The 22,707-nt window shown below is 69.2% G+C and carries 23 protein-coding genes; 11 read left to right on the top strand and 12 right to left on the bottom strand.

The genetic code is table 11. From position 1 onward, the window contains the following. Window position 1 precedes the first annotated feature (1 nt). Window positions 2-1,297 carry a YihY family inner membrane protein gene (locus tag AC0IZJ_RS03875; RefSeq protein WP_471846829.1) on the top strand — a complete coding sequence of 432 codons (1,296 nt, stop codon included), beginning with the start codon at window positions 2-4 and terminating at the stop codon, window positions 1,295-1,297. On the opposite strand, the gene AC0IZJ_RS03870 is transcribed toward AC0IZJ_RS03875, so the two are convergent. Further along, window positions 1,269-2,225, bottom strand: coding sequence for a Bug family tripartite tricarboxylate transporter substrate binding protein (locus AC0IZJ_RS03870; protein ID WP_471846827.1), 957 nt, complete (start codon window positions 2,223-2,225; stop codon window positions 1,269-1,271). The two genes, AC0IZJ_RS03875 and AC0IZJ_RS03870, sit on opposite strands and share 29 nt — an antisense overlap. Before the next feature lie 28 nt (window positions 2,226-2,253). After that, window positions 2,254-2,814 carry a helix-turn-helix domain-containing protein gene (locus AC0IZJ_RS03865; RefSeq protein ID WP_471846825.1) on the bottom strand — a complete coding sequence of 187 codons (561 nt, stop codon included), beginning with the start codon at window positions 2,812-2,814 and terminating at the stop codon, window positions 2,254-2,256. Between the two features lie 99 nt (window positions 2,815-2,913). Between AC0IZJ_RS03865 and kbl the strand changes: the two genes are divergently transcribed. The 5 genes from kbl (at window position 2,914) to AC0IZJ_RS03840 (ending at window position 7,631) form a co-directional block, all read left to right on the top strand. Beyond that, window positions 2,914-4,110, top strand: a complete 1,197-nt coding sequence (kbl, locus tag AC0IZJ_RS03860) for a glycine C-acetyltransferase (RefSeq protein ID WP_471846823.1) — start codon at window positions 2,914-2,916, stop codon at window positions 4,108-4,110. Further along, entirely contained in the window at window positions 4,107-5,051 is a 945-nt protein-coding gene (locus AC0IZJ_RS03855; protein WP_471846821.1) for an NAD-dependent epimerase/dehydratase family protein, read from the top strand. The genes kbl and AC0IZJ_RS03855 overlap by 4 nt, the downstream gene beginning before the upstream one ends. A gap of 35 nt (window positions 5,052-5,086) precedes the next feature. Continuing rightward, window positions 5,087-5,908, top strand: a complete 822-nt coding sequence (locus tag AC0IZJ_RS03850; protein WP_471846819.1) for a MipA/OmpV family protein — start codon at window positions 5,087-5,089, stop codon at window positions 5,906-5,908. A 98-nt stretch (window positions 5,909-6,006) separates the two neighbouring features. Further along, window positions 6,007-6,897 (top strand): hypothetical protein, encoded by an 891-nt coding sequence (locus tag AC0IZJ_RS03845; RefSeq protein WP_471846817.1) that lies wholly within the window; start codon window positions 6,007-6,009, stop codon window positions 6,895-6,897. Next, window positions 6,894-7,631: a TolB-like translocation protein gene (locus AC0IZJ_RS03840; RefSeq protein WP_471846815.1), complete on the top strand. Its 738-nt coding sequence runs from the start codon at window positions 6,894-6,896 to the stop codon at window positions 7,629-7,631. Before AC0IZJ_RS03845 ends, AC0IZJ_RS03840 begins: the two co-directional genes overlap by 4 nt. Before the next feature lie 160 nt (window positions 7,632-7,791). Here AC0IZJ_RS03840 and AC0IZJ_RS03835 read toward each other — a convergent pair whose 3' ends face one another. Further along, window positions 7,792-8,100: an Mpo1-like protein gene (locus AC0IZJ_RS03835; RefSeq protein ID WP_471846813.1), complete on the bottom strand. Its 309-nt coding sequence runs from the start codon at window positions 8,098-8,100 to the stop codon at window positions 7,792-7,794. 108 nt (window positions 8,101-8,208) lie between these two features. Between AC0IZJ_RS03835 and AC0IZJ_RS03830 the strand changes: the two genes are divergently transcribed. Continuing rightward, window positions 8,209-8,673: a CBS domain-containing protein gene (locus AC0IZJ_RS03830; protein ID WP_471846811.1), complete on the top strand. Its 465-nt coding sequence runs from the start codon at window positions 8,209-8,211 to the stop codon at window positions 8,671-8,673. Between the two features lie 76 nt (window positions 8,674-8,749). Then, on the top strand, window positions 8,750-9,847 hold the full coding sequence (gene aroC, locus AC0IZJ_RS03825; RefSeq protein WP_471846809.1) for a chorismate synthase: 1,098 nt from the start codon (window positions 8,750-8,752) through the stop codon (window positions 9,845-9,847). A gap of 22 nt (window positions 9,848-9,869) precedes the next feature. On the opposite strand, the gene AC0IZJ_RS03820 is transcribed toward aroC, so the two are convergent. After that, the gene (locus tag AC0IZJ_RS03820; RefSeq protein WP_471846807.1) at window positions 9,870-10,364 is read right to left on the bottom strand and encodes a disulfide bond formation protein B; all 495 of its coding nucleotides are present in this window, start codon (window positions 10,362-10,364) and stop codon (window positions 9,870-9,872) included. Next, entirely contained in the window at window positions 10,364-10,831 is a 468-nt protein-coding gene (locus AC0IZJ_RS03815) for a RidA family protein (protein ID WP_471846805.1), read from the bottom strand. Before AC0IZJ_RS03815 ends, AC0IZJ_RS03820 begins: the two co-directional genes overlap by 1 nt. A 379-nt stretch (window positions 10,832-11,210) precedes the next feature. Here AC0IZJ_RS03815 and AC0IZJ_RS03810 point away from each other — a divergent pair, with 379 nt between their 5' ends. After that, the gene (locus AC0IZJ_RS03810; RefSeq protein WP_471846803.1) at window positions 11,211-13,562 is read left to right on the top strand and encodes a DNA internalization-related competence protein ComEC/Rec2; all 2,352 of its coding nucleotides are present in this window, start codon (window positions 11,211-11,213) and stop codon (window positions 13,560-13,562) included. Window positions 13,563-13,618: 56 nt separating this feature from the next. Beyond that, window positions 13,619-14,041, top strand: coding sequence for a hypothetical protein (locus tag AC0IZJ_RS03805; protein WP_471846801.1), 423 nt, complete (start codon window positions 13,619-13,621; stop codon window positions 14,039-14,041). 119 nt (window positions 14,042-14,160) lie between these two features. On the opposite strand, the gene mltB is transcribed toward AC0IZJ_RS03805, so the two are convergent. The 6 genes from mltB to AC0IZJ_RS03775 are packed head-to-tail and all read right to left on the bottom strand — an operon-like array spanning window position 14,161 to window position 21,254. Beyond that, window positions 14,161-15,234 (bottom strand): lytic murein transglycosylase B, encoded by a 1,074-nt coding sequence (mltB, locus tag AC0IZJ_RS03800; RefSeq protein WP_471846799.1) that lies wholly within the window; start codon window positions 15,232-15,234, stop codon window positions 14,161-14,163. Between the two features lie 22 nt (window positions 15,235-15,256). Further along, entirely contained in the window at window positions 15,257-16,321 is a 1,065-nt protein-coding gene (locus AC0IZJ_RS03795; RefSeq protein ID WP_471846797.1) for a hypothetical protein, read from the bottom strand. A 36-nt stretch (window positions 16,322-16,357) separates the two neighbouring features. Then, the gene (locus AC0IZJ_RS03790) at window positions 16,358-17,368 is read right to left on the bottom strand and encodes a hypothetical protein (protein ID WP_471846795.1); all 1,011 of its coding nucleotides are present in this window, start codon (window positions 17,366-17,368) and stop codon (window positions 16,358-16,360) included. Between the two features lie 49 nt (window positions 17,369-17,417). Further along, window positions 17,418-19,448 carry a transglutaminase TgpA family protein gene (locus AC0IZJ_RS03785; RefSeq protein ID WP_471846793.1) on the bottom strand — a complete coding sequence of 677 codons (2,031 nt, stop codon included), beginning with the start codon at window positions 19,446-19,448 and terminating at the stop codon, window positions 17,418-17,420. Then, window positions 19,445-20,428 (bottom strand): DUF58 domain-containing protein, encoded by a 984-nt coding sequence (locus AC0IZJ_RS03780; RefSeq protein WP_471846791.1) that lies wholly within the window; start codon window positions 20,426-20,428, stop codon window positions 19,445-19,447. Before AC0IZJ_RS03780 ends, AC0IZJ_RS03785 begins: the two co-directional genes overlap by 4 nt. Before the next feature lie 28 nt (window positions 20,429-20,456). Beyond that, window positions 20,457-21,254, bottom strand: coding sequence for a ParB N-terminal domain-containing protein (locus AC0IZJ_RS03775; protein WP_471846789.1), 798 nt, complete (start codon window positions 21,252-21,254; stop codon window positions 20,457-20,459). Window positions 21,255-21,401: 147 nt separating this feature from the next. Here AC0IZJ_RS03775 and AC0IZJ_RS03770 point away from each other — a divergent pair, with 147 nt between their 5' ends. Then, on the top strand, window positions 21,402-22,334 hold the full coding sequence (locus tag AC0IZJ_RS03770) for an alpha/beta fold hydrolase (protein ID WP_471846787.1): 933 nt from the start codon (window positions 21,402-21,404) through the stop codon (window positions 22,332-22,334). Here AC0IZJ_RS03770 and AC0IZJ_RS03765 read toward each other — a convergent pair. Then, window positions 22,331-22,651 (bottom strand): thioredoxin family protein, encoded by a 321-nt coding sequence (locus AC0IZJ_RS03765; RefSeq protein WP_471846785.1) that lies wholly within the window; start codon window positions 22,649-22,651, stop codon window positions 22,331-22,333. The two genes, AC0IZJ_RS03770 and AC0IZJ_RS03765, sit on opposite strands and share 4 nt — an antisense overlap. Between the last annotated feature and the right edge of the window lie 56 nt (window positions 22,652-22,707).

Here is a 22,707-nt window from a genome sequence, read left to right as displayed (position 1 = left end):
CATGTCTTCGACACCGGTCCACCCTGTTCCGCCAGCCGCGCCAGACGCGCTCGACGCCCCGCTCGCCCGCAATCCCATCGCCTTCGCCAGCGACTTCATCGCCGAGTTGCTCGCCTGGCCCTGGCTGCAGACCCTGCACACCTTCCGCCAGCGCTTCCGCGAGGAGAAGCTGGGCCTCACCGCCGGCAGCCTCACGTTCACGACGCTCATTTCACTCGTGCCGCTGCTGACCGTGATGCTGGCCATCTTCACGGCCTTTCCGATCTTTTCCAGTCTGCAATCGGCGTTGGAACAGTACTTTCTGAAGAGCCTGATCCCGCCCAACATCGCCAAGCCCGTGCTGGGCGCGCTGACCCAGTTCGCGACCAAGGCCAACAAGCTGGGCGCGGTGGGTCTGGTGTTTCTCGGCATCACGGCACTGGCGTTGATGCTGACCATCGACCGCACGCTGAACGCCATCTGGCGCGTCAAGCGGCCCCGGCCCATGGCCCAGCGCGTGCTCGTCTACTGGGCCGCTTTGACGCTCGGCCCGCTGCTGCTGGGCGGCAGCCTGACGCTGACGAGCTATGCCGTCAGCGTCGGCCAGGGTTTCATCACCAAGATGCCCGGCAACCTCGCCACGCTGCTGGGCGGCGCCGACATCGTGCTGCTGGGCCTGGCCATCGCTGGCCTCTTCCATTACGTGCCCAATACCCATGTGCGCTGGCGCCATGCGCTGCTGGGCGGCGCCTTCGTGTCCATCGGCTTCGCCTTCGCCAAGTCGCTGCTGGCCTGGTACGTGAAGTTCGTGCCGACCTACTCGACGCTCTACGGCGCCTTCGCCACCGTGCCTGTTTTCCTCGTCTGGGTCTACCTCGGCTGGGTCATCGTGCTGCTGGGCGCCATCCTGGCGGCCAACACGCCCAGCTTGACCGGCCGCCTGCATCTTCGGCCCGACACGCCGGGTCAGCCCATGGCGCTCGCGCTGGAAGTGCTGCGCGAGCTCTGGCGCGTGCGCGAGGCCGGCAAGCAGGGCCTGTCCGACCTGGGTCTGGCCAGCGCCTTGCGCGTGGACCCGCTGCAGCTCAGCCCCGTCGTCGACAAGCTGCTGGCCATGGACTGGCTGGGTCGGCTGGAAGAGGAGGGCGCCCAGCGCCTGGTGCTGCTGTGCTCGCCCGAGCGGGTGGCCGCCGAGCCCTTGATCGCCGCCTTCCTGGCCGAGCGCCAGGGGCTGCTGGGCAATCTGTGGCTGCAGGGCGAATGGTCCAGCCTGATGCTGGACCGGCTGCTCACTGAGGCTGGAAGCCCCCACCCTTGATGATGCGCGCCCACGCTGCCGAGTAGGCGCGCTCCCGCGTCGCAAGCTGGGCGGAACTCATCATGCCGACCGACAGGCCCAGCTCGCCCAGCCTTGCTTTCACGCCCGACTGGGCGATGACGCCGGCCAGCGCGTTGGAGAAGCGCTCCACCACGGCTGGCGCGGTGCCAGCAGGCGCGAACAGGCCGTAGTAGGGCAGGTCCTCGAAGCCCGCGATGCCCAGTTCGGCAAAGGTCGGTACCTCGGGCAGCACGGCCTGGCGCTGCTGGCCCATGACGGCGACGATGCGCAGCTTTTTCTGCTGGTGGTTGGCGATGAGGTCGGGCACCGAGCCCACACCGGCGCTGATCTGGTTGCCGAGCATGTCGGCAATCATGGGCGCGCTGCCGCGGTAGGGCACGCTGAGAAGGTTGAGGGCGTTCTTCTCGCCCAGCAGCTTGACAAGGAACTCCGGCACCGAGGCCGGTGCCGGCACACCGACGCTGCCCTGGCCGCCCTGCTTCTTCACCCAGGCAAGGTAGTCGGGCAAGTTGGCGGCCGGCGTGCCGCCCGACAGCGCCAGCGCGTTGGCAAAGGTCGCGAAACCGGCCACCGGCACGAAGTCCCTGGTCGGGTCGAAGCCGGGGTTCTTCAACACCAGCGGCAGGATGGAGATGGTGTGGTCGTGACTGATGAAGAAAGTGGTGCCGTCGGGCGGCGCGGCCTTGAGCGCCTGGGCCGCGATCTGGCCGCCGGCGCCGGGCCTGTTGTCGACGATGACGCTCGTGCCCAGCGACGCCTGCAGCGCCTCGCCGAGCAGCCGCGCGATGGCGTCGGTACCCCCGCCGGCGGGGAAGCCGACGAGAAGGCGGATGGGCTTGTCCTGAGCCTGGGCCGCGAAGGGCAGGGCAGCCAACGCGGCCAGCGTCGAACGACGGGTGATCTGCATGCAAGCCTCCTTGGGAAGAGGCTGAAGTCTACGGATGAAGAACGACCAGCAGGGCCGTCGCCGCAGACTTGCCCACGTTGCGAATGGCATGCGGGCCGTCTACCGCATAACGAGCCGTCTCGCCGGCTTTCAGCCTGTTCGCCACGCCCTGCGCGGTGACCTCCAGGCTGCCGGTCAGCACGCTCAGATGCTCGCGCGACCCGCGCTCGTGGGCCTGCGAGTCGAGCACGCCGCCCGCCTGCATGCTCAGCTCGTACCACTCGAACTGACCCGCCAGCTCGATCGGCCCGAGGATGCGCAGCTTGCACAGGCCGTCGGGGCTGGTCAGCCCCGGCGTGGCGTGGGCCGGCACGGTCTCGATGGCCGGCGTCGCGGCGCGCTCGGTGCCGAGCAGCTCACCCATCTCCACGCCCAGCGCGTTCGCGAGCCGCCACACCACGGCCACCGTGGGATTGGCCTGGTTGCGCTCGATCTGCGACAACATCGACTTACTGACGCCCGCGCGCTTGGAGAGATCATCCAGCGACAAGCCACGACTGCCGCGTAGCGCCTGCAGCGCAGCGCCTACGCGGGGAGGTTCGGTATCCATGTTCATGCTTGACCTGGCTAGACGAATTTCAGATACTGCACGAAAGTTCGATATATCGAACAAGTTCAATTTACCGAATTGTGCATCAGGAGCGGCGCCATGAGCCAAGCCTTCTTTCAACATCTGCAGTCCGAACTGGACGGCATCCGCGCCGCCGGCCTCTACAAGGCCGAGCGCATCATCACGACGCCGCAGGGCGCCGTCGTGCAGACGACCGAGGGCCGCGAGGTCATCAACCTGTGCGCCAACAACTATCTCGGGCTGTCGTCGCACCCGCAGGTGATCGAGGCGGCCCACGAGGCGCTGCGCACGCACGGCTTCGGCCTGTCGTCGGTGCGCTTCATCTGCGGCACGCAGGACGTGCACAAGGCCCTGGAGGCGCGCATCGCCCGCTTCGTCGGCTGCGAGGACGCCATCCTCTACGCCGCAGCCTTCGACGCCAACGGCGGCCTGTTCGAGCCGCTGCTCGGCGAGCAGGACGCCATCATCAGCGACGCGCTCAACCACGCCTCCATCATCGATGGCATCCGCCTGTGCAAGGCGCAGCGCTGGCGCTATGAGCACAACAACCTCGACGACCTGGAGCGCTGCCTGAAGGAGGCGAAGGAGAAGGGCGCCCGCTTCACGCTGGTGTTCACCGACGGCGTGTTCTCGATGGACGGCACCATCGCCCAACTCGACAGGATCCGCGCGCTGTGTGACCAGTACGACGCGCTGCTGGGCATCGACGAATGCCATGCGTCCGGCTTCATGGGCAAGACCGGCCGCGGCACACACGAGCATCGGGGCGTGTTCGGCAAGATCGACATCATCACCGGCACCTTCGGCAAGGCGCTGGGCGGCGCGTCGGGCGGCTTCACGGCGGCGCGCAAGGAAGTCGTCGAGCTGCTGCGCCAGCGCTCGCGCCCCTATCTCTTCAGCAACACGCTGGCGCCCAGCATCGCCGGCGCGTCGCTGGCCGTGCTGGATCTGCTTGAAAGCTCGACCGCGCTGCGCGACAAGCTGGAAGCCAACACGGCGTACTTCCGCGAGGCCATCCAGGCGGCTGGCTTCGAGATCAAGCCCGGCACCCACCCCATCGTGCCCATCATGGTCTATGACGCGGTGAAGGCGCAGCAGCTCAGCAAGCGCATCCTGGAGCTGGGCATCTACGCGGTGGGCTTCTTCTTCCCCGTCGTGCCCAAGGGTCAGGCGCGCATCCGCGTGCAGGTGTCGGCCGTGCATGAACGGGCGCATCTGGAGAAGGCAGTCGCCGCGTTCACGCAGGCCGGCCGCGAGCTCGGGATCATCAAATGAAGATCCTCATCATTGGCGCGAATGGCCAGATCGGCACCGAGCTGGCCGGCGAACTGGCCCGGCTGCATGGCAACGAGGCCGTCGTCACCAGCGACCTCAGCCCCAAGGGTCGCGTGCCGCAGCTGCACCACGAGACGCTGGACGTGATCGATGCCGGCGCGCTGGCAACCATCGTCAAGCGCCACCACATCACGCAGATCTACCACCTCGCCGCCGCTCTTTCGGCCAACGGCGAGAAGCACCCGATGTGGGCCTGGGACCTGAACATGAAGGGCCTGCTCAACGTGCTGGAGCTGGCCCGCCACGAAAAGCTGGACCGCATCTTCTGGCCCAGCTCCATCGCCGCCTTCGGGCCCAACACGCCGGCGGTCGACACACCGCAGACGACCGTGATGGACCCGACCACGGTCTACGGCATCTCCAAGCTCGCGGGCGAACGCTGGTGCGCCTGGTACCACGCCAAGCACGGCGTGGACGTGCGCAGCCTGCGCTACCCCGGCCTCATCAGCTGGAAGACGCCGCCCGGCGGCGGCACGACGGACTACGCGGTGGAGATCTTCCATGCGGCGATCAAGGACGGCCGCTACACCTGCTTCCTCGAGGCCGGCCAAGCCTTGCCGATGATGTACATGCCCGATGCGCTGCGCGCCACCATCGAGCTGATGAACGCGCCGGCCGATCAGGTGAAGCAGCGTGGCAGCTACAACCTGGCCGGCGTCAGCTTCACGCCCGAACAGATCGCCGCGAGCATCCGCCGCAAGTTGCCGCAGTTCACGATGGACTGCGTGCCCGATTTCCGCCAGGCCATCGCCGCCAGCTGGCCTCAGCGCATCGCCGATGTCGCCGCGCAGGCCGACTGGGGCTGGACATTGCGCTATGACCTCGACGCCATGGTGGACGACATGCTGTTGAATCTGGCACGTGAATTGAAACCTACCTGACGGGCGCGCGGAGCTGCGCTGTTAGGCTGACCCACATGACCTTTCTGCTGCGCACAGCCTTCGTGACCGCCGCCTTGCTGGCTGGCCTGCCTGCCCGGGCGCAGGCCGAGCCCAAGCCGGAGAAGGAGGACAGCATGCGCTACCTGCTCGGCGCCTCGCTGGCCAGCAGCCCCGAATACGACGGTGCCAGCCAACGCAAGGTCAGGATCAGGCCGCTGTGGGCCGCCAGGTTCGGCCGCATCCGCATCGCCACCTCGGGTGGCAGCGCGCTGCTGGGCTTCGGCCGCGAGGGCGTGGGCGCCGGTGCAAGCACCCAGCTCGTCGAGGGTGACAAGTGGCGCGTCGGTGTCTCGCTGCGCATCGACAGCGGTCGCGACAGCGGCGATGCGCGCACCACGCAAGGCCTGCCCGACGTCAAGCGCACGCTGCGCGCACGGCTCAACGCCAGCTACAGCTTCACCAAGGACTGGAACGCCAGCGTCTCGCTGTCCCAGGATGTGCTGGGCCACAAGGGCGGCATGACGGCCGGGCTGGACCTGGGCTGGCGCTTCTATCGCAGCGACGAGACCGAGTGGACGACGGGCGTCGGCCTGTCGGCCGCCAACGGCGTGAACCTGCGCAGCTACTTCGGCGTACCGGCCTCGGCCGTTGCTGCCAGCGGCAAGCCGCTCTACCAGCCGGGCGCCGGGCTGCGCGACGCCCATTTCGGCGTCAATTTCAAGCACATGTTCAGCAAGCACTGGTTCCTGTTCGGCGGCGCCGGCACGAGCCGCCTGCTGGGCCCCGCGGCGGACAGCCCGCTGGTGCAGAAGCCCGGCAACACCTCGGCCGCCCTGGGCGTGGCCTGGCGCAACTAGCGGCTTCTCCAGAAGTGGGGATGCCGCCCCTGTACGGCTGGGCTTAGTCTGCCGGGCATCACCGATGCCCGACTTGGCCGCCCCCTGCTGACATCCCGATGAGCAACCCCCAGGACGCCCTTCCCAAATCCCTGAAGGAGCTCGCCGGCGGCTGGGCCGGCTACGCCGCGCTCGGCAGCTTCGTGCTCTATCTGTGCGGCTATCTCAGCCTGCGATTTCATTTGATGGCCTTGGGCGTGACCAGCGACCTCGCGGTGCTGGACGAGCGCTACCTCTTTGCCGGTGCGCGCTTCCTGGTCTACCTGGCGGCGGCCATCCCCAGCCTCGTGCTGGTGCTGCTGCCTGTCGTGCTGCTCGCCTTGCTGGCGCGGCGCCCGCTCGCTCGCCTTCACGTCTGGTGGCTGGCGCCGCATCGCCTGGCGTGGCTGGGCGTGCTGTGGACACTGGCCTGGATACAGCTCGTCATGCGTCAGTGCTGGGCGCTGAGCAACCTGTTGTTCATCAAGGCCCTGCCGGAGGACATGCTGCCCTGGGTCCGCCAGGTGCTGCTGGACGAAGCCAGCCAGCCCTTCTACTTCATGGCCCTGATCGGCGCCTGCGCGGTATCGGCCCTTTTGCTGCGCCTGCTCTGGGCGGTCGCGTCGCCTTCGCCCGCGCTGGGCTTGGGGCGCGCGCTGCTGTCCCTGCTGGTCGCCATCCAGTTGCTTTTGTTGCCGGTGAACTACGGGATGCTGGTGCTGGACCAGAGCCTGCCCCGGGTCGCCGCCGCCGGGCCGCGTTCGCTGGTCGCAGGCGAGTCAGCCTGGCTGGTCTGGGAGGGCAAGGAGGCGGTCAGCTTCCTGGTGCTCGGCGCGGACGGTCGGCGCAGCCTGCTGAGCGTGGAGCGCAAGCAGGTGCCGACCATCGAGGTCATCGGCGTCGATGCCATCGTGCCGCGCCTTCTCGCGGCGGTGCCGGCGCCAGCGTCCAAAGCGGGGAGTGCACCATGACAAGGAAGTCCAACCCGGCGCCGCGCCGCCAGTTGCTGCTGGGCCTTCTGGCCTTGGCGGGCGTCGTGCACGCGGCACCGCCGCCGCCGCCCAAGCCCTCGTTGGTCAAGCGCCTGCTGCGCATCACGGGCCTGAGCCTGGCGCCGGGGCAACTGAAGGGGCCGGGCGACGCGAACGGCAGCATCTGGGTGGTGGCGCTCAGCGGCAACGAGGCGCCGCAGCGCTGGAGCCGGCGTGGCGGTCTGCGCTCGCCGGTCTTCGACGCCGAAGGCCGCAGCCTTTACGCGCTGCGCGGTGACGAGCTGGTGCGCCTGGACGCGCCCGGCCGCGAGCCGGTCAGGCTGACGCCGCTCGAGCGAGCGCAGAAGCTGGTGGGCGTGTCCGACGGCGAGCTGATCTTCCTGCGCTCTGACGCCAGGCAGCCACTGGCCGCCTGGCCGCTGGGCGGCGGTGCCGTCCAGCTGCTGGAGCTGGACCTGACGGCCGACGAGACGCTGCGCATGTTGGGCCAGATGCGCGGCGAGTCGCGCGGCACTGCGGCCTTCGTCATCGGCCCGCGCCAGCAAAGCCGCGAGGGCAAGTCGGGCATGCTGGAGTGGCTGGACATCATGCTGCTGCCGCGCGACGGCTCGCCGCCACGCAACCTCAGCCGCTCCAGCGGCAGCGACTGTGCCCAGCCGGCGCTGGACCCGCGCGGCGAGCGCGTGGCCTATGTGCTGGTCGAGGAGGTCTAAGGAAGCGTTGAATGAGTCCCCGCGATGCAGCGCGCCCTGGTTTGGGTAGGGCTGCAAGGCGCATACCGGAGTCGGGTTGAACACCCGACGAGGATCTGCAACGCAGCAGACCCGCCCAAAGCAGGGATGCGATGCGCGCGAGGGACTTGTTCAGCGCTTCCTACAGCTTGACGCGCCCGCGCCAGATGTCGGCGTACATGACCCAGTCACCGAGGAAGCTGTAGAGCGGGTACTTGAAGGTGGCCGGCCGGTTCTTCTCGAAGAAGAAATGCCCGATCCACGCAAAGCCATAGCCGCAAAGCAGGCCGTTCAGCAACCAGACCAGGTGACCCGTGGTGAACAACTGCCACAGGCAGACCAGCACCAGCGTCGTGCCAGCGAAGTGCAGACGCCGGCAGACGACGTTGCTGTGCTCGCGCAGGTAGAAGGGGTAGAAGTCGGCGAAGCGGGTGAAGCGTTCGGTGCTCATGCGCCGATTCAAGCGCGCGACAGCGCGGGCAGGCATGGTGTTTTCTATGGGGTGGAAGCGCGCAGATACTGTGCTATGTTGCCCAGGCATCACCTCTCGGAGTCCCCCATGAAAGTCGTCGATATCCTGCGTGTCAAAGGCGGCACCCTGTACACCGTCACGCCCGACGAACCGCTGAAGGTGTCCCTGGACGTGATGGCCGAGCGCGACATCGGCTCGCTCGTCGTCATGGAGCATGGCGACCTGGTCGGCATGCTGACCTTCCGCGAGGTCATCCAGGCGGTCGTGAAGAACAGCGGCGCCGTGGGCTCGACCATCGTGCGCTCGGTCATGGACGATGCGCCGCTGACCTGCACGCCCGAGACCGAGATCGACGAGGTGCGCCGCATGATGCTGGGCCGCCACGCGCGCTACATGCCGGTCATGAACGGCAAGACGCTGATGGGCGTGATCTCGCTGTACGACGTGGCCAAGGCGGTGGTGGACAGCCAGGATTTCGAGAACCGCATGCTCAAGGCCTATATCCGTGACTGGCCGGTCGAAGAGAACGCCGAGCCGGAATCGAAACTTTGAGAATCCGGTTCGCATCCTGAGAAGGCGGCCTTGCGAGGCCGCTTTTGCATTTCAGGGCCGCCTAAACTTCGGGCCTATGTCAGGCAGCACCTTCGGCGAACTCTTTCGCGTCACCAACTTCGGCGAAAGCCACGGCCCGGCCATCGGCTGCATCATCGACGGCTGCCCGCCCGGCATGCTGCTCAGCGAGGCCGACATCCAGCCCGAGCTGGACCGCCGCCGCCCCGGCACCAGCCGCCACGTCACGCAGCGCAACGAGCCTGATGCAGTCGAGATCCTGTCGGGGGTGTACGAAGGCGTCACGACCGGCACGCCGATCTGCCTGCTGATCAGGAACACCGACCAGCGCAGCAAGGACTACGGCAACATCCTCGACACCTTCCGCCCTGGCCATGCCGACTACACCTACTGGCGCAAGTACGGCGTGCGCGACCCGCGCGGCGGTGGCCGCTCGTCCGCCCGCCTGACAGCGCCCATGGTTGGCGCCGGCGCGGTGGCCCGCAAATGGCTGCGCGAGGCCTACGGCACCGAGTTCCGTGGCTGCATGACGCAACTGGGCTCGGTGGAGATCCCGTTCGAGGGCTGGGAACACGTCGGCCAGAACCCCTTCTTCGCCGCCAACGCCAGCAAGATCGCCGAGCTGGAGGCCTACATGGACGCGCTGCGCAAGGCCGGCGACTCGGTGGGCGCACGCATCCGCGTCGAAGCCACCGGCGTGCCGGTCGGCCTGGGCGAGCCGCTGTTCGACAAGCTGGACGCCGACATCGCCTACGCGCTGATGGGCATCAACGCCGTCAAGGGCGTGGAGATCGGCGCCGGCTTCGGCGTCGTCGCGCAGCGCGGCAGCGAGCATGGCGACGAGCTGACGCCACTCGGCTTTGCCAGCAACAACTCCGGCGGCATGCTGGGCGGCATCTCCACCGGCCAGGACATCGTCGCCAGCATCGCCATCAAGCCCACCAGCTCCATCCGCAGCCCCAAGGCCAGCATCGACCGCGAGCTCAAACCCACGACGGTGGAAACCTTCGGCCGCCACGACCCCTGCGTCGGCATCCGCGCCACGCCCATCGCCGAGGCCATGCTGGCCCTGGTGCTGATGGACCATGCGCTGCGGCACCGGGCGCAGTGCGGGGATGTGCTGTTGCCGGTCGAGGCGATTCCCGGCCATACATAGCCTGGCATTGCCAGGCAGCGACTCAGCGCTTGGTCAGCACCGCCAGGCCCAGCGCGCCCAGGCCGGCAAACAGCAGGCCGCTCCAGATCTCGTACGGCAGGAAGGCGAAGCGGTACGCCGCCGCCTCCGCGCAGTTGGCCGTGATCATGAACACCGATGGCCAGAGCTCTTCGAGATTCAGCGCGGTAACGGTCCTGTCCGCCAGGCCCATGGCGCAGGTCGCGGTCTGCGACGCCACCTCGTGCTGGAAGACCGCCGCCGTCAGCCCTGCCGCGCACAGCAGCAGCACGGCCACCAGCGCCGCCTGCCGCAGAGGCCGCCTGGCCTGCACCAGCCAGCCCAGCAGCGCAAACACGCCGATCAACAGGAAGATGCCGCGTTGCAGCACGCACCAGGGGCAGGGCTTGACGCCGAACTGATGCTGGGCAACGAGCGCGACGCCCACCGCCGCAAAGCTCGCCAGGCCGATGACCGCCAAGGCGCGGGCCGGAAACTTCGAAGGTTTGATGAAGAACATCAATCGGTGATCTCGGCGATCAGCTCGATCTCCACGCAGGCGCCCATCGGGATCTGCGCCACGCCGAAGGCGCTGCGCGCATGCTTGCCCGCATCGCCCAGCACCGTGGCCAGCAGCTCGGAGCAGCCATTGGTGACGAGGTGCTGCTCGGTGAAGTCGGCCGTGCTGTTCACCAGGCTCATCACCTTGACGATGCGCACCACCTTGCCGAGGTCGCCGGTGGCGGCCTGCAGCGTGCCGAGCAGGTCGATGGCGACCGCGCGCGCCGCCTGCTGGCCGGTGGCGGTGTCCGTGTCGCGGCCCAGCTGGCCGACCCAGGCCTTGCCATCTTTCTTGGCGATGTGGCCGGACAGGAACACGAGGTTGCCCGTGCGCATGAAGGGCAGGTAGGCGGCGGCGGGCGTGGCGACGGGCGGCAGCGTGATGCCCAGTTCGGTCAGCTTGGCCTGGATGTCAGAGGAGCTCATGGGGGAAGCGCCGTGGCGCAAGGCAAAAACGGCGGCATGCTACACCCCGCTCCAAGGGGCCTGTTTGCCCGACGGGAATCGGATGCGTTGTCACTCAAAAAGCCGCGAGCAAGGCGTGAGGCGAAGCCGGGGTGCCCCCCCGGCGAGGCCGAGCAACGCCGCGCGCGGTTTTTTGAGTGGCAACCCGAAGGGAGAGGGGCTGCGCGGGCGCATGGCGTCGTTGCGCGCCTTGCCCGGGCAACCAGCCCGGGCTTCAGCGCGTCGCCTAGCCCTGCGCCCGCGCAGCCCCTCTCGCACCGACTCCCGTCGGGCAAACAGGCCCTAAAGAGGTGTGGGAGGGGCATTGACGCAGTGGCGATGGGGCGCTGGGGCGCTGGTGGTGACAAGCCTTGCCTGGCTGGCCGGCCTGGCGCTGCTGCATCGCTGCGAGCGGCTGCCGAACGGAGTCGAATACGCCGCACTGGCCTCGGCCCTGGCGCTGTTTCTCGCGCTGCGGCGCAAGCATTTGCTGGCACTTGCGGGCTGTGTTGCCGTGTTCGCGTTCACCCAGGCCGCGCTGCGCGCCGAGTGGCGGCTGACGCCCGAGCTGCATCCCGCCTGGGAAGGGCGAGATCTCTCAATGACGGGCCGTGTCGACTCGCTGCCCATCGCCGTCACCGGCCAGGGCGGCGTGCCCGGCTGGCGCTTCGAGTTCGCCGTCGAATCCGTCGGCCCAACCGGCACGGCGCTGCCGCCCGAGGTTCCGCGGCGCCTGATGCTGCTGAGCTACGACGGCCCGCCCATCACGGCCGGCGAGCGCTGGCGCTTCACGGCCCGGCTCAAGCGCGCCCATGGCCTGGCCAACCCGGGTGGCTTCGATGCCGAGCTGTGGCTGTTCGAACAGAGTCTGCGCGCCAGCGGCGTGGTGCGCTCGGCCGAGCGCCTGCAGACCGCACCCTGGTGGGAGATCGACGCCGCACGCCAGCGCCTGCGCTCCGCCATCCACGAGCGCGTGGCCGACCCCGGCATGGCCGGCGTGCTGGCGGCGCTGAGCCTGGGTGATCAGAACGCGATTGCCCACGCCGACTGGGCGCTGCTGCGCGACACCGGCGTGGCGCATGCCTTCAGCATCAGTGGCCTGCACGTGACGATGTTCGCGTGGCTGGCCGCCAGCCTCGCAGGCGCTCTGTGGCGGCGCAGCGGCCGGCTCTGCCTGCACCTGCCCGCGCCCACGGCCGCCCGCTGGGCCGGCGTGCTGGCGGCGCTGGGCTATGCGCTGTTTTCGGGCTGGGGCGTGCCGGCGCAGCGCACCGTGGTGATGCTCGCGGCCGTGGCCGGCCTGCAAACCTTGGGCCTGCGCTGGCCCTGGCCGCTGGTGCTGCTTGCCGCAGGCGTCGTCGTCACGGCGGTGGACCCCTGGGCGGTGATGCAGCCCGGCTTCTGGCTCTCCTTCGGCGCCGTGGGCCTGCTGATGGCGGCGGGTGGCGAGCCGGCGCAAGGCTGGCGGGCGCGGCTCAAGGCGGCGTTCCGCACCCAGGCCATCGCGACGATCGGCCTCGCGCCGCTGAGCCTGATCTGTTTTGCGCAGCTGTCTATCGTCGGCTTGCTCGCCAATCTGGTGGCCATTCCGGTCATCAGCTTTCTCATCACGCCGTTGGCACTGCTGGGCGGCGTGGCGCCACCGCTGTGGACGCTGGCCGCCTGGCTGACGCAGTGGCTGGTGAGCGGGCTCAAGCTGCTGATGCTGCTGCCGGGCGCCGTCTTCTGGCTGCCGGCCGCGCCGCCGTGGGCGCAGATTCTCGCGCTTCTGGGGGCGGCGTTGATCGTCATGCGCCTGCCCTGGCGGTTGCGGCTGGCCGGCCTGGCGATGACGCTGCCATTGCTGTGGCCTGCCGTGCCGCAGCCGCCGGCCGGTGAGTTCGAGCTGCTGGCGCCCGACGTCGGCCAGGGCAATGCGGTGTTGGTGCGAACCCGGGGCCATGCGCTGCTGTTCGACACCGGCCCGGTCTACGCGCCCGGCGCCGATGCCGGCGAGCGCGTGCTGCTGCCGCTGCTGCGCTCGCTGGGGGTGAGCGGCCTGGACATGCTGATGCTCAGCCACCGTGACATCGACCATGTCGGCGGTGCGGCGTCGCTGATGCAGGCGCTGCCTGTCAGCGAACTGCGCAGTTCACTGGAGCCCGGCCATGCGCTGCTCCGTGCCGGGCCGGCCGAAGTGCGTTGCGAAGCCGGCCAGAGCTGGACGTGGGACGGCGTGCGCTTCGACGTGCTGCACCCGTTGGCGTCTCACTACGAAGCCGGCCTCAAGTCCAACGACCTGTCCTGCGTGCTGCGCATCACGTCCACGTCGGGCCGGCGCGCGCTGCTGGCGGGGGACCTGGAGGCCGGGCAGGAAAAGGGACTTGTGCTGCGTCAACCGGATCTGCAAGCCGACGTGCTGCTGGTGCCCCACCACGGCAGCAAGACCTCGTCGAGCGCCGAGCTGCTGGCGGCCGTGCGGCCCTCAGTCGGGCTGGTGCAGGCTGGCTACCGCAGCCGCTTCGGCCACCCGGCACCGCCGGTGCTGGCGCGCTATCAGGCGGCGGGCATTGCAGTGGTGGCCAGCCCGTCCTGTGGCGCCTGGCGTTGGCGGAGCGACGGCACCGCGGCGACCTGTGAACGTGACCTGCGCCGGCGCTATTGGCATGATCAGGTGTCGCCTACCATCACCACCGAGCTGACCGGGCCTTGGCCTGAGGATGCGGAGCCATGACACCACGGCCAAGCTGCGGTGCTCCTCAGGATGTTCGCTTTGAGACGAGGGAGACCGTGATCATCAGAGCGAAACACCTCGGCACGGCCGTGGCGCTGTTGCCCCTCATCCTAGTTGCGCCGATGTACGGCCTGAGCTGGGAGCTGCGGCCACCAATGCTGCCGGTGTTGTTGACCTGCGCATTCCTGTCGCCGTTTCTGACCATGGGCTGGATATCCGCGAGGGCATGGCGCGGGTCCGTCAAGCTGGTCTTGATGTCGGTGGTGCTCGTCGCCGGTGCCCTCATGGTGCTGACGTCTTTGATGTTCGTGCTCTTCCAGGCCACGACGATGTCTCTTCCGCTGGAAGATGGTTGCCGCGTAGATGCCAAGAGCGTGGGCGGCTTCGGCGACACGCTTCTCGTCGTCTCGGAGGTCTGCCCGAGGGCCGGCCTGTGGCAGCCTCAAGGTCACTGCTATCCGACGAGGAGGCCGTGCTGAAGGCGCTTCGCCAAGCGCCGGCAGCGGCCGACGGCGCCGCCCAGGTTGCCCTCACGTTGGGCCGTCATGGCAAGCCTGACGAAGAGGCTCTGCTGCGCCTGCCCGGCCGCTAAGGCTCATCAGCGCGTGGCCAGCCGCTTCGCCTTGACCGCCTGCCCCAGCTCGATGACCGCTAGCGCGTAATAGGCCGACCAGTTGTAGCGCGTGACGACCCAGAAGTTCTGCGTGCCGAGCAGCACCGTGGTCGGCTTCTTGGGCCCGTTTTGCAACTCGATGACGGCCATGGGGCCGACGTGGTCGCGCGCGGCTTCGGACGGCTCGGCTCCGGCCTCCACCAGCTCGGTCGCCGTGAATGTCGGCTTGATGTCCGGCGCCAGCAGGCGCCGCCGCGTGATCGGGTCGGCCGGCAGGCGCACGCTGTAGTGCGTGGTCTCGCCCGGTTTCCAGCCGTATTCGGACAGGTAGTGGGCCACGCTGCCGATGGCGTCCGCGGCGCTGGTGATCAGGTCGATGCGGCCGTCGCCGTCGAAGTCCACCGCGTGCCGGCGCCAGCTCCCGGGCATGAACTGCGGCCAGCCCAAAGCGCCGGCATAGCTGCCGCGCACGTCGGCGGCGTCGAGGCCGTTCTCGCGGCAGAGCTTGAGGAACTCGGCCAGTTCGCTGCGGAAGAAAGCCTGGCGGTCGGCCGCGCGCGGATGCTCGGTGGGGAAGTCGAAGGCCAGTGTGGCCAGCGCGTCCAGCACCTTGAAGCCGCCGGTGATGCGGCCGTAGAAGGTCTCCACGCCGACGATGCCGACGATGACCTCGGCCGGCACGCCGTACTGGCTCTCGGCGCGGGTGAGCGCGGCCTCGTGCTCGGCCCAGAATGCCAGGCCGGCGTCGATGCGTTTGGGCTCGATGAAGCGGTCGCGGTAGGCCGTCCAGTTCTTGGCCGTGCCGACGGCGGCGGGCAGGATGAGCTGCTTCACGCGCGGCAGGTCCAGGGCCTGGCCGAGCTGTTCGCGTAGCGCGGTGGCGTCCCAGCCCTGCGAGGCCGCCAGTTCGTCGGCAAAGGCGACGACGGCGGGCTTGTCGCCGAAGGGCTGGGGCGGCGGCGGGGCCTTGGGGTGGCGGGGCTTGGCAGCCTGGGCGGTGAGGCTCAGGGCCAGCGCCAGGCCGGTGCAGAGGTGCAGGAGGAAGCGATGGCGTGTCACGGCGACAGCATACGGGGCCGCGTCAATCGATCTTGAACTGGAACTCCTGCTCGAAGGCCATATTGCCTTCGCACTCGTACTTGGCCAGCGCTTGCAGGACCAGGCTGCGGAAGAAGTCGGACGCTTCGTCCCGCCTGTCGCTCGAGATGGACACCAGGTCGACATCGGCGACTTCCAACACGCCCGCGTGCGTCGCCGCGACCACCTTCAGCAGTACATCGCCTGACCAGGAGATGCGCGGCAGTTCCGGCTTGGGCATCTTCACGCAGGGAAAGTCCTGGATCCGCAGCAGCGGCGGCAGGCGGGCTTGGCGCCGGTCGCCGTCGTCCGGGACGAATCTCATGCCCTTGGGTGGCTTGGGCGCAATGCTCTTGATGGACTGGACCGCCGCCTTGTTGAACTCGGCCTGCCGCGCGATGGCGTGGTTGATCAGCGTGGTCATCAGCTCGCCCTCCGCCAGGGCCTGACGCAGTTCCGGCGAGGCGTTGGGGCAGCGGGCCAGCCACGCGCGCTTGCCGTCGTCAGGCGTGGGCTCTGCGCCAGCGGCCTCCAGCGACCGGATGATGGCGCCGATGGCGGCCCCCTTGGTCTTCAACAGGTGGCCCATGCGCAGCAGATAGGGCGGCAGCAGCGCATAGCGTTCGCGCGTGAGGGCGCCGGGCTGGCAGGCGACCAGCGTGAGCGTCGGCGCGAAGTTGGCCACCATCCAGGCGGTTTCGCCGCTCTTGTCGGGCACGTTGATGGCCAGCTTCACGCTGGGGTCGGCGAGCAGCGCCTCGACGACGAGGGCATAGCCACCGCTGGCAGCCAACATCAGGGGCGTGCGGCCATGGCTGTCGCGCTCGGTGAGCGCCAGATGGCCTTCGGCGCTCTGGATCAAGGCCGTGATCTGGCCTGCCGCCGCCCGCTCGGCGTCTTCCGGGGTCTTGCGCGACTTGGGGTCGGCCAGGATCTGGCGGATCTCCACGCCCAGCTTGTCGATCAGTTGCCGCGGCGTGCGCAGCGGCTCGGCATGGGCGGGTTGAAGGCACAGGAGCAGCACGGCCAGCAGCGCGCTGCTGCGTGTCAGTCGGGAGCTTGGGAACATGGGGCGTGGGGTGGTGGCGAGGGGCGAGGGGTGGCGTCAATCGACCTTGAACTGGAACTCCTGCTCGAAGACGTGGTCGCCTTCGCACTGGTAGCTGGCCAGCGTGCGGATCAGCGTGCTGCGGAAGTGGTTGACGACGGCGGGGGGCGCATCGTTGCCCGACAGCACCGTGAAATCGACGGCCTCCACGACGCCTGCGCGCGTGGCGATCACGGCCTTGAACAGGATGCGTCCCGACCAGGTGAGCACACCGAGCGGGGCGGGTGGCCGCATGCGCGGGCAGTGCACGTCCTTGGCGTTGCTGAGCTCGCGCCCCAGCGGAATGAACCGCATGTCCTGCGGCGGCCGTTGAGGGATGGTCATCAGGCCCGCTCCGTGTGCCTTGTTGAAGCCCAGTTGGCGGTCCAGAGCGTGGTTGACGACGGTTTGCTGCAGTTCGCCGTCCGCGAGGGCCTTGCGCAACTCGGGCGCGGTGTTGGGGCAGCGCGCGAGCCAGGCCTTGCGGGCTGCGTCCGGAGCCACCTCGGCGCCGGCGTCTTCCAGCATCTGGGTGATGGCGACGACGGCGGACTTTTTGCTGTCCATCAGAGTCGCCATGCGCCGCAGGTAGGGTGCCAAAAGCGCATGGCGCTCCAGCGTGAGGGCGCCCGGCTGGCAGGCCACCAGCGTCAGCGCGGGCGCGAAGTTGGAGACCACCCAGGCGGTCTCGCCGGCCTTGTCGCGCGCGTTGATGCGCACCCTCACGATGGGGTCGGCAAGCAAGGCCTTGACCACCAGCGGATAGGCGCCGCTGACGGCCAGCATCAGCGGCGTGTGGCCTTGGCCGTTGGCTTCTATCAGCGAGTCATCGCCCGGCGAGCGGCGTGCCAGCGCGGTGATCTGCTCGGCCACCACGCGCTCGGCATCCTCGGGGGTCGTGCCAGGCTTGGAGGCCTCGAGGATCTGGCGTATCTCGACGCCCAGGCTGTCGATCAGTTGCCGTGGTGTTCGAACGGGCTGGGTCGCTTGAGCCGAGGAAAGTGCAGCAAACTGGAGCAGCAGGAGCAACAGAACAACAGGCAGGCGTGGCGGCATGGGGCCGGAGTGTCTCCCGACCTCAGCCCCTCAACATGCGCGCCGCCAGGTGGAATTCACGCCACGCAGGTGCGGGGGCAGACGCCGCGTAACGCGAGCGCTCCAGCTTCTCCAGCCACTGCGCAGCCGGTTCGGCCTTCTGCCCGTGCTGCTTGCGCAGCGCCCGCGCCCAGGCGGCCGGGCTCTCGTGCGGCGGCACGGTGACGCCGGCCGGCGCCAGCGCGGCGGCAATGCGCGCTCGCTGCCGGCTCCAGGCGTCATGCGGCCGGCTGCTCCAGCGTATCCATGCCCACGCGGCGCCGGTGAAGGCGAGGATGACGCCGGCCAGCGCCTGGCCGAGGCCGGTCCAGTCGGGGCGCTCGAAGCCCATCTTCTTCAGCAGGTCGAACTGGTTCTGCCGCGAGTAGTTCAGCACCACCTGCTGCCAGCGGTTGTTGATGGCTTCCCAGCCGCCGCGCATGGCCCGCCACAGCGTCGGGTTGATCTGGCCCAGGACGTTGTATGCGCCGGGTTGGGGCTGCAGCGCCAGGCCCTGCATGACGCGGTTGGGCGCGACGGCGGCGGTCGGGTCGCTGCGCAGCCAGCCCCTGCCGTCGACCCAGTACTCGGCCCAGGCATGGGCATTGGCGTTGCGCACGATGAGGTAGCCATCCTGCGGTTCGGCGTCCCAGCCCTGGAAGCCGGTGACGATGCGCGCCGGCACGCCTGCGGCGCGCATCAGCACGACAAAGGCGGAGGCGAAGTGCTCGCAGAAGCCCAGGCGCCGGTCCAGCCAGAACTCGTCGATGACGTGGGGCGATTCCTCGCCGTAGCGGCCGGGCGCCAGCGTGTAGGTGTAGTCGTTGCTGCGCACATGCGCCAGCAGCGCGGCGGCCAGCGCTTCGGCGCGCGCGCCGGTCGCAAGGCCGGCAAAGCGCGGCTGCGCGGCAAGCTCGCGCGCCCAGGCGACGCTGCGCGGGTTGCCGCCCGCAGGCAGTTCGACGTTCCTGGCCTGCTGCAGGCGGTTCAGGCCCAGCCCGGCTCCCCAGCTGAGGTGGGCGGTGGCCTTGAGCCTCAGCCGCTCGGTGATGGGCCGCGGCGCAAGCCATTGCAGCTCGGGGCCGCGTGCGAGGGTCAGGTCGGGCAGCTGCAGCTCGGTGCCCGGGCCGCCTGGGCTCATTTCCAGCAGCGGCAGCACGGGAATGCGCAGCGGCTCCACGGTGATTTCGTAGGCCAGCGCCGGGCCGCTGGTGCGCAGATCGTCGCGACTGCGCAGCCAGCCCTGGCTGAGGCGGCCGTCGGGTGCGCGCCAGGTCTTGCCATCGAAGCGGGTCAGCACCGGGCCACGGAAGTAGCGCTGGTCGGGCGGCGGCGCGGCGCCGTCGAACTTCAGCCGCATGGCGATGCTGTCGTCGTTGGCGATCTCGCTCATCGCGCCGAATTCCATCTGGTTGGACAGCCCCGTCTTGCCGATGCTCTCGGTCGGCACGCCCCACAGCGGCGCGATGCGCGGGAACAGCACAAACAGCAGCACCATGACCGGCAAGCCCAGCGCGGTGGTGCCGGCCGCGCGCCGCGCCGCAATGGCGATGCTGGGCACGCCCGTGGGCATCTGCGCCAGCACGACGGCCGCCAGCAGCCCCCAGAGCGAGAACAGCGCCCCGATCGCCGTCAGCAGCGACTGCGAATAGAGAAACTGCGTCAGCACCAGGAAGAAGCCGAGGAAGAAGACGACGAAGGCATCACGGCGGGCGCGCAGCTCCATGGTCTTCAGCGCCATTAGCACGGTCAGCAACGTGATGCCGGCCTCACGGCCGACGAGGGTGCGGAAGGTCAGCCAGGTCAGCGCGGCGTAGATGAGCGCGATGCCCAGCAGCCACCAGCGGCTGGGCAGCGGCCGCTGGCGCCAGGCGATCTGGGCGCGCCACAGCAGCACGAGCGCCGTCAGCCCCGTGGCCCACAGCGGCAGGTGGCTGGCATGCGGCGCCATGACGGCGGTGATGACGCCGAGCAGGAAGAGGCTGTCGCGCGTATCGCGCGGCAGGCGTTCCCACCAGGCCTGGATCGCCCTCATGCGTTGAACCCGGCGAGCAGTTCGAGACAGGCTTGGCGGTGCGCCGCACCCAGCGACGGCGCCAGCTCGCGGCCGGCCAGCCGCAGGCCATAGGGCTGGCTCTGGCGCTCGGCGGCCAGCACCCAGGCGGCCAGCCGGGACAGCCGCGCCTCGACGTCGCGGCCCTGCGTGTCGCGCCAGTCCAGCCACAGGTCCTTTGCCAGCGGCGCCTCGGTTTCTCGTACCCACAGCGGCAGGCCGTGGTCCAGCGCGAGGGCGGACTTGCGCCACAGCACCTGCTTCATCGAATCGCCCCGGCGGTAGCTGCGCACGCCGGAAAAGTCGGTCCCGCTGGCGGACTGGCGGGTGGACACGGCCTCGCCCGCGCCGGCCTCGGCCTGGGTGGGGAAGGGCGCCAGCACTGCCTCGGCCTGCGGGTAGACCCAGACCTTGCTCGCCGGCCGCCAGTAGCTCCAGGCGCGGAAGAAGCCGAGCGGGAAGCGGGTCGTGACCACGAGGCGTGGCAGCTCGCGCAGCCCGCGCTTCAAGGCCGGCAGGCGCAGCCTGAGCATGGCATGGCCCAGGGCCGGCACGTCGACCCAGGCGGGTTCGCTGCTGCCGCTGTCGAGCTGGGCGCTGACGGCGATGCCGAAGCGCGCCTTGCCCGGGTTGTGCAGGCGCAGTTCCAGCGTGAACTCGTCGCCGGCATGCACGCCCTCGGGCGCCTTCAGGTCCATCTGCAGGCCGCGCAGGTTGGCGTGCGTGGTGTGCATGGACGCCAGCCCCGCGCCGGTCAGCGCGAAGGTGAGGGCATAGCCCAGACTCAATTGCTCGTTGATGGACGCGACCAGCAGCACGCCCAGCGTGCCGCAGAAGGCCAGGCCCGCCAGCGTGGGCACGATGTAGACGTTGCGCTGGGTGGTGCTGTGCGTGTCCGAGACGGCCTGGCGGGCCTGCCACCAGAACTGCCAGCGAGAGCGCAGGGCGCTGAAAACTGCCATGCGCCGCAGGATACGTGGGCTTGGCGCTTCAGCGCTCGGTGTGGGCGGCCCGGAGCGCCGTCAGTTCCTGCCGCAACGCCGCGTTCTCGGCCTCGAGCGCGGCAACCCGCAGGCGCAGCGATTCTGCGGTCTGCTCGGGTGCCGACGCGTCGTGCGACTCAGCTTCCGGGCTCGCCGCAGGCGGCCTGCGCCGGGACTCGCGCACACGCTTGGCTGCCTGCTTGAGTTCGTCGGCCCCGGCGGCCGCAGCGGCGGCCTGTTCCTCGGCGGGCAAGGTGGCCACGGCCGCCGCGGCATTGATCGACACCGTGCCGGCCTTCACCGCCGCCACCAGCTCGGGTGCGCCCTGCTTCTGGATCTTCTCGATCAGCACCACCTGGCTGCTGCTCAGGCGCGCGGCCTTGGCCAGCGCCTCGCGGGTTTCAAGCGCCGTGGCGTCCGGCGCCTGAGGTGGGGCCTCGGCCACCGGCAGCGCGGCCGCGACGGCAGCGCTGCGCGCACGCCGCTCGGACACGATCTCGCGCTTGCGAAGCGCCAGCACGCCGCGCTGGAAGTCCGAGATGCTGCGCCGGCCCAGGTGCTGGTCGATCATCCACAGGTGCACGTCCTCCATGGACTTGAAGCGCGTGTTCTGCACCGTCTGGAAAGGCAGGCCGTGCTTGCTGCAGATGCCGTGGCGGTTGTGGCCGTCGACCAGCACGTCACCCCACAGCACCAGCGCATCGCGGCAGCCTTCGGCCAGGATGCTGCGTTCCAGGGCTTCGTACTCCTCCGGCGTCAGTGGGTCGATGTAGGCCTTGAGTTCTTCGTTGACGACGATGTCCATGGAAACCGGGTGCGCGGGCGTTCAGAAAAAGGGGCGGATTCTAGAGAGGCTGCGGCGCAGCCGGCCAAGGCGGAATTCGGACGTAGATGGGAACGCAGATTGCCAGAGGAACCCCTCGACTTGAACGGACCTGGACAAGGAGACGCCATGACTGCCGACATTGCTGCAAAGCGCACTGCAAGCCTTTCGCTTCGGGCGGCCTGGGTGGCGGGCCTGCTGTCGCTCACCACGCTGGCGCACGGCCAGGCGCCGGCAGGCGCCGCTTCCGCCAACAAGGCGAAGGCGACGCAGGTCGTGACGTCAAAGGACGGCACGCGCATCACCTATGACCGGTGGGGAGCGGGCCCGGCAGTGATCCTCATTGGGGGCGCGCTGTCCGACCGCTCGGGCGGCTCGGAACTGGCGCAACTGCTGGCCAGCCGCCTGACCGTCTACAGCTATGACCGCCGAGGTCGCGGCGACAGTGGCGACACCAAGCCCTATTCGGTGAAGCGGGAGATCGAGGACATCGAGGCGCTCATCGACAGCGCGGGCGGATCGGCCTACGTTTACGGCAAATCCTCGGGCGCGAGCCTCGCGCTTCAGGCTGCGGCGGCGCTTGGCAACAAGGTCAACAAGCTCGCGCTGTACGAGCCGCCCTACAGCGAGGCCGAGGGCGCGGCCACGTCCTGGCGGGCGTTCAATGCGAAGCTCGACGGGCTGCTCGCCGCCAACCGTCACGCCGACGCGATCACGTCGTTCATGGGCTTCGTCGGCGCGCCGGACGACGTGGTCGCCAAGATGAAGGGGTCCCCAGCGTGGCCGGGCATGCTGGCAATGGCGCCGACGCTGGCCTACGACAACGCCGTCGTCGGCGAGGACCGTTCTGTTCCCGGTGGCATTGCCGCCACCGTGAAGGCCCGAACGCTGGTGATGGATGGCAGCGCCAGTGCCGGCCCCATGCCCTTCATGCGCCCGACGGCCGACAAGCTGGCCAAGGTCATCCCCGGTGCGCAGCGGCGGGTCGTCGAAGGCCAGGCGCATGACGTCAGCGCCAAGGTGCTGGCGCCCATCCTGCTCGAGTTCTTCGTCGGGCCCTAGTTCAGCTGCGCCAGCGCGTCGGCGATCTCGCGCGTGCTGCCGGGCCGCACGACGCGGGCGACCTCGCGGCCGTCCTGAAGCATGACCAACGTCGGCCAGAGCTTGACGCCGAAGGAGCGGCCCAGCGGCCGACCGCGGCCGTCCTCGATCTTCAGGTGACGCAGTGGCGCATGTGCCGCCAGCGCGCTGTCGATGATGTGTTGGGCGGACTGGCAGATGCCGCACCAGTCGGTGCCGAACTCCAGCACCGTGCTGCCCGCCATCGCGTCGACCTCGGCGCGGGCCGGGGCGTCGCTGGAATAGCTCAGAGGGCTCATCGCGTTCTCCTGTGGGCAGGTCGGCCAGCCGTGGCAAACATCATGCCCATGCAGGC

The sequence above is a fragment of the Roseateles sp. AC306 genome (assembly GCF_979253795.1).
This window is presented reverse-complemented; position numbering and strand designations above follow the sequence as displayed.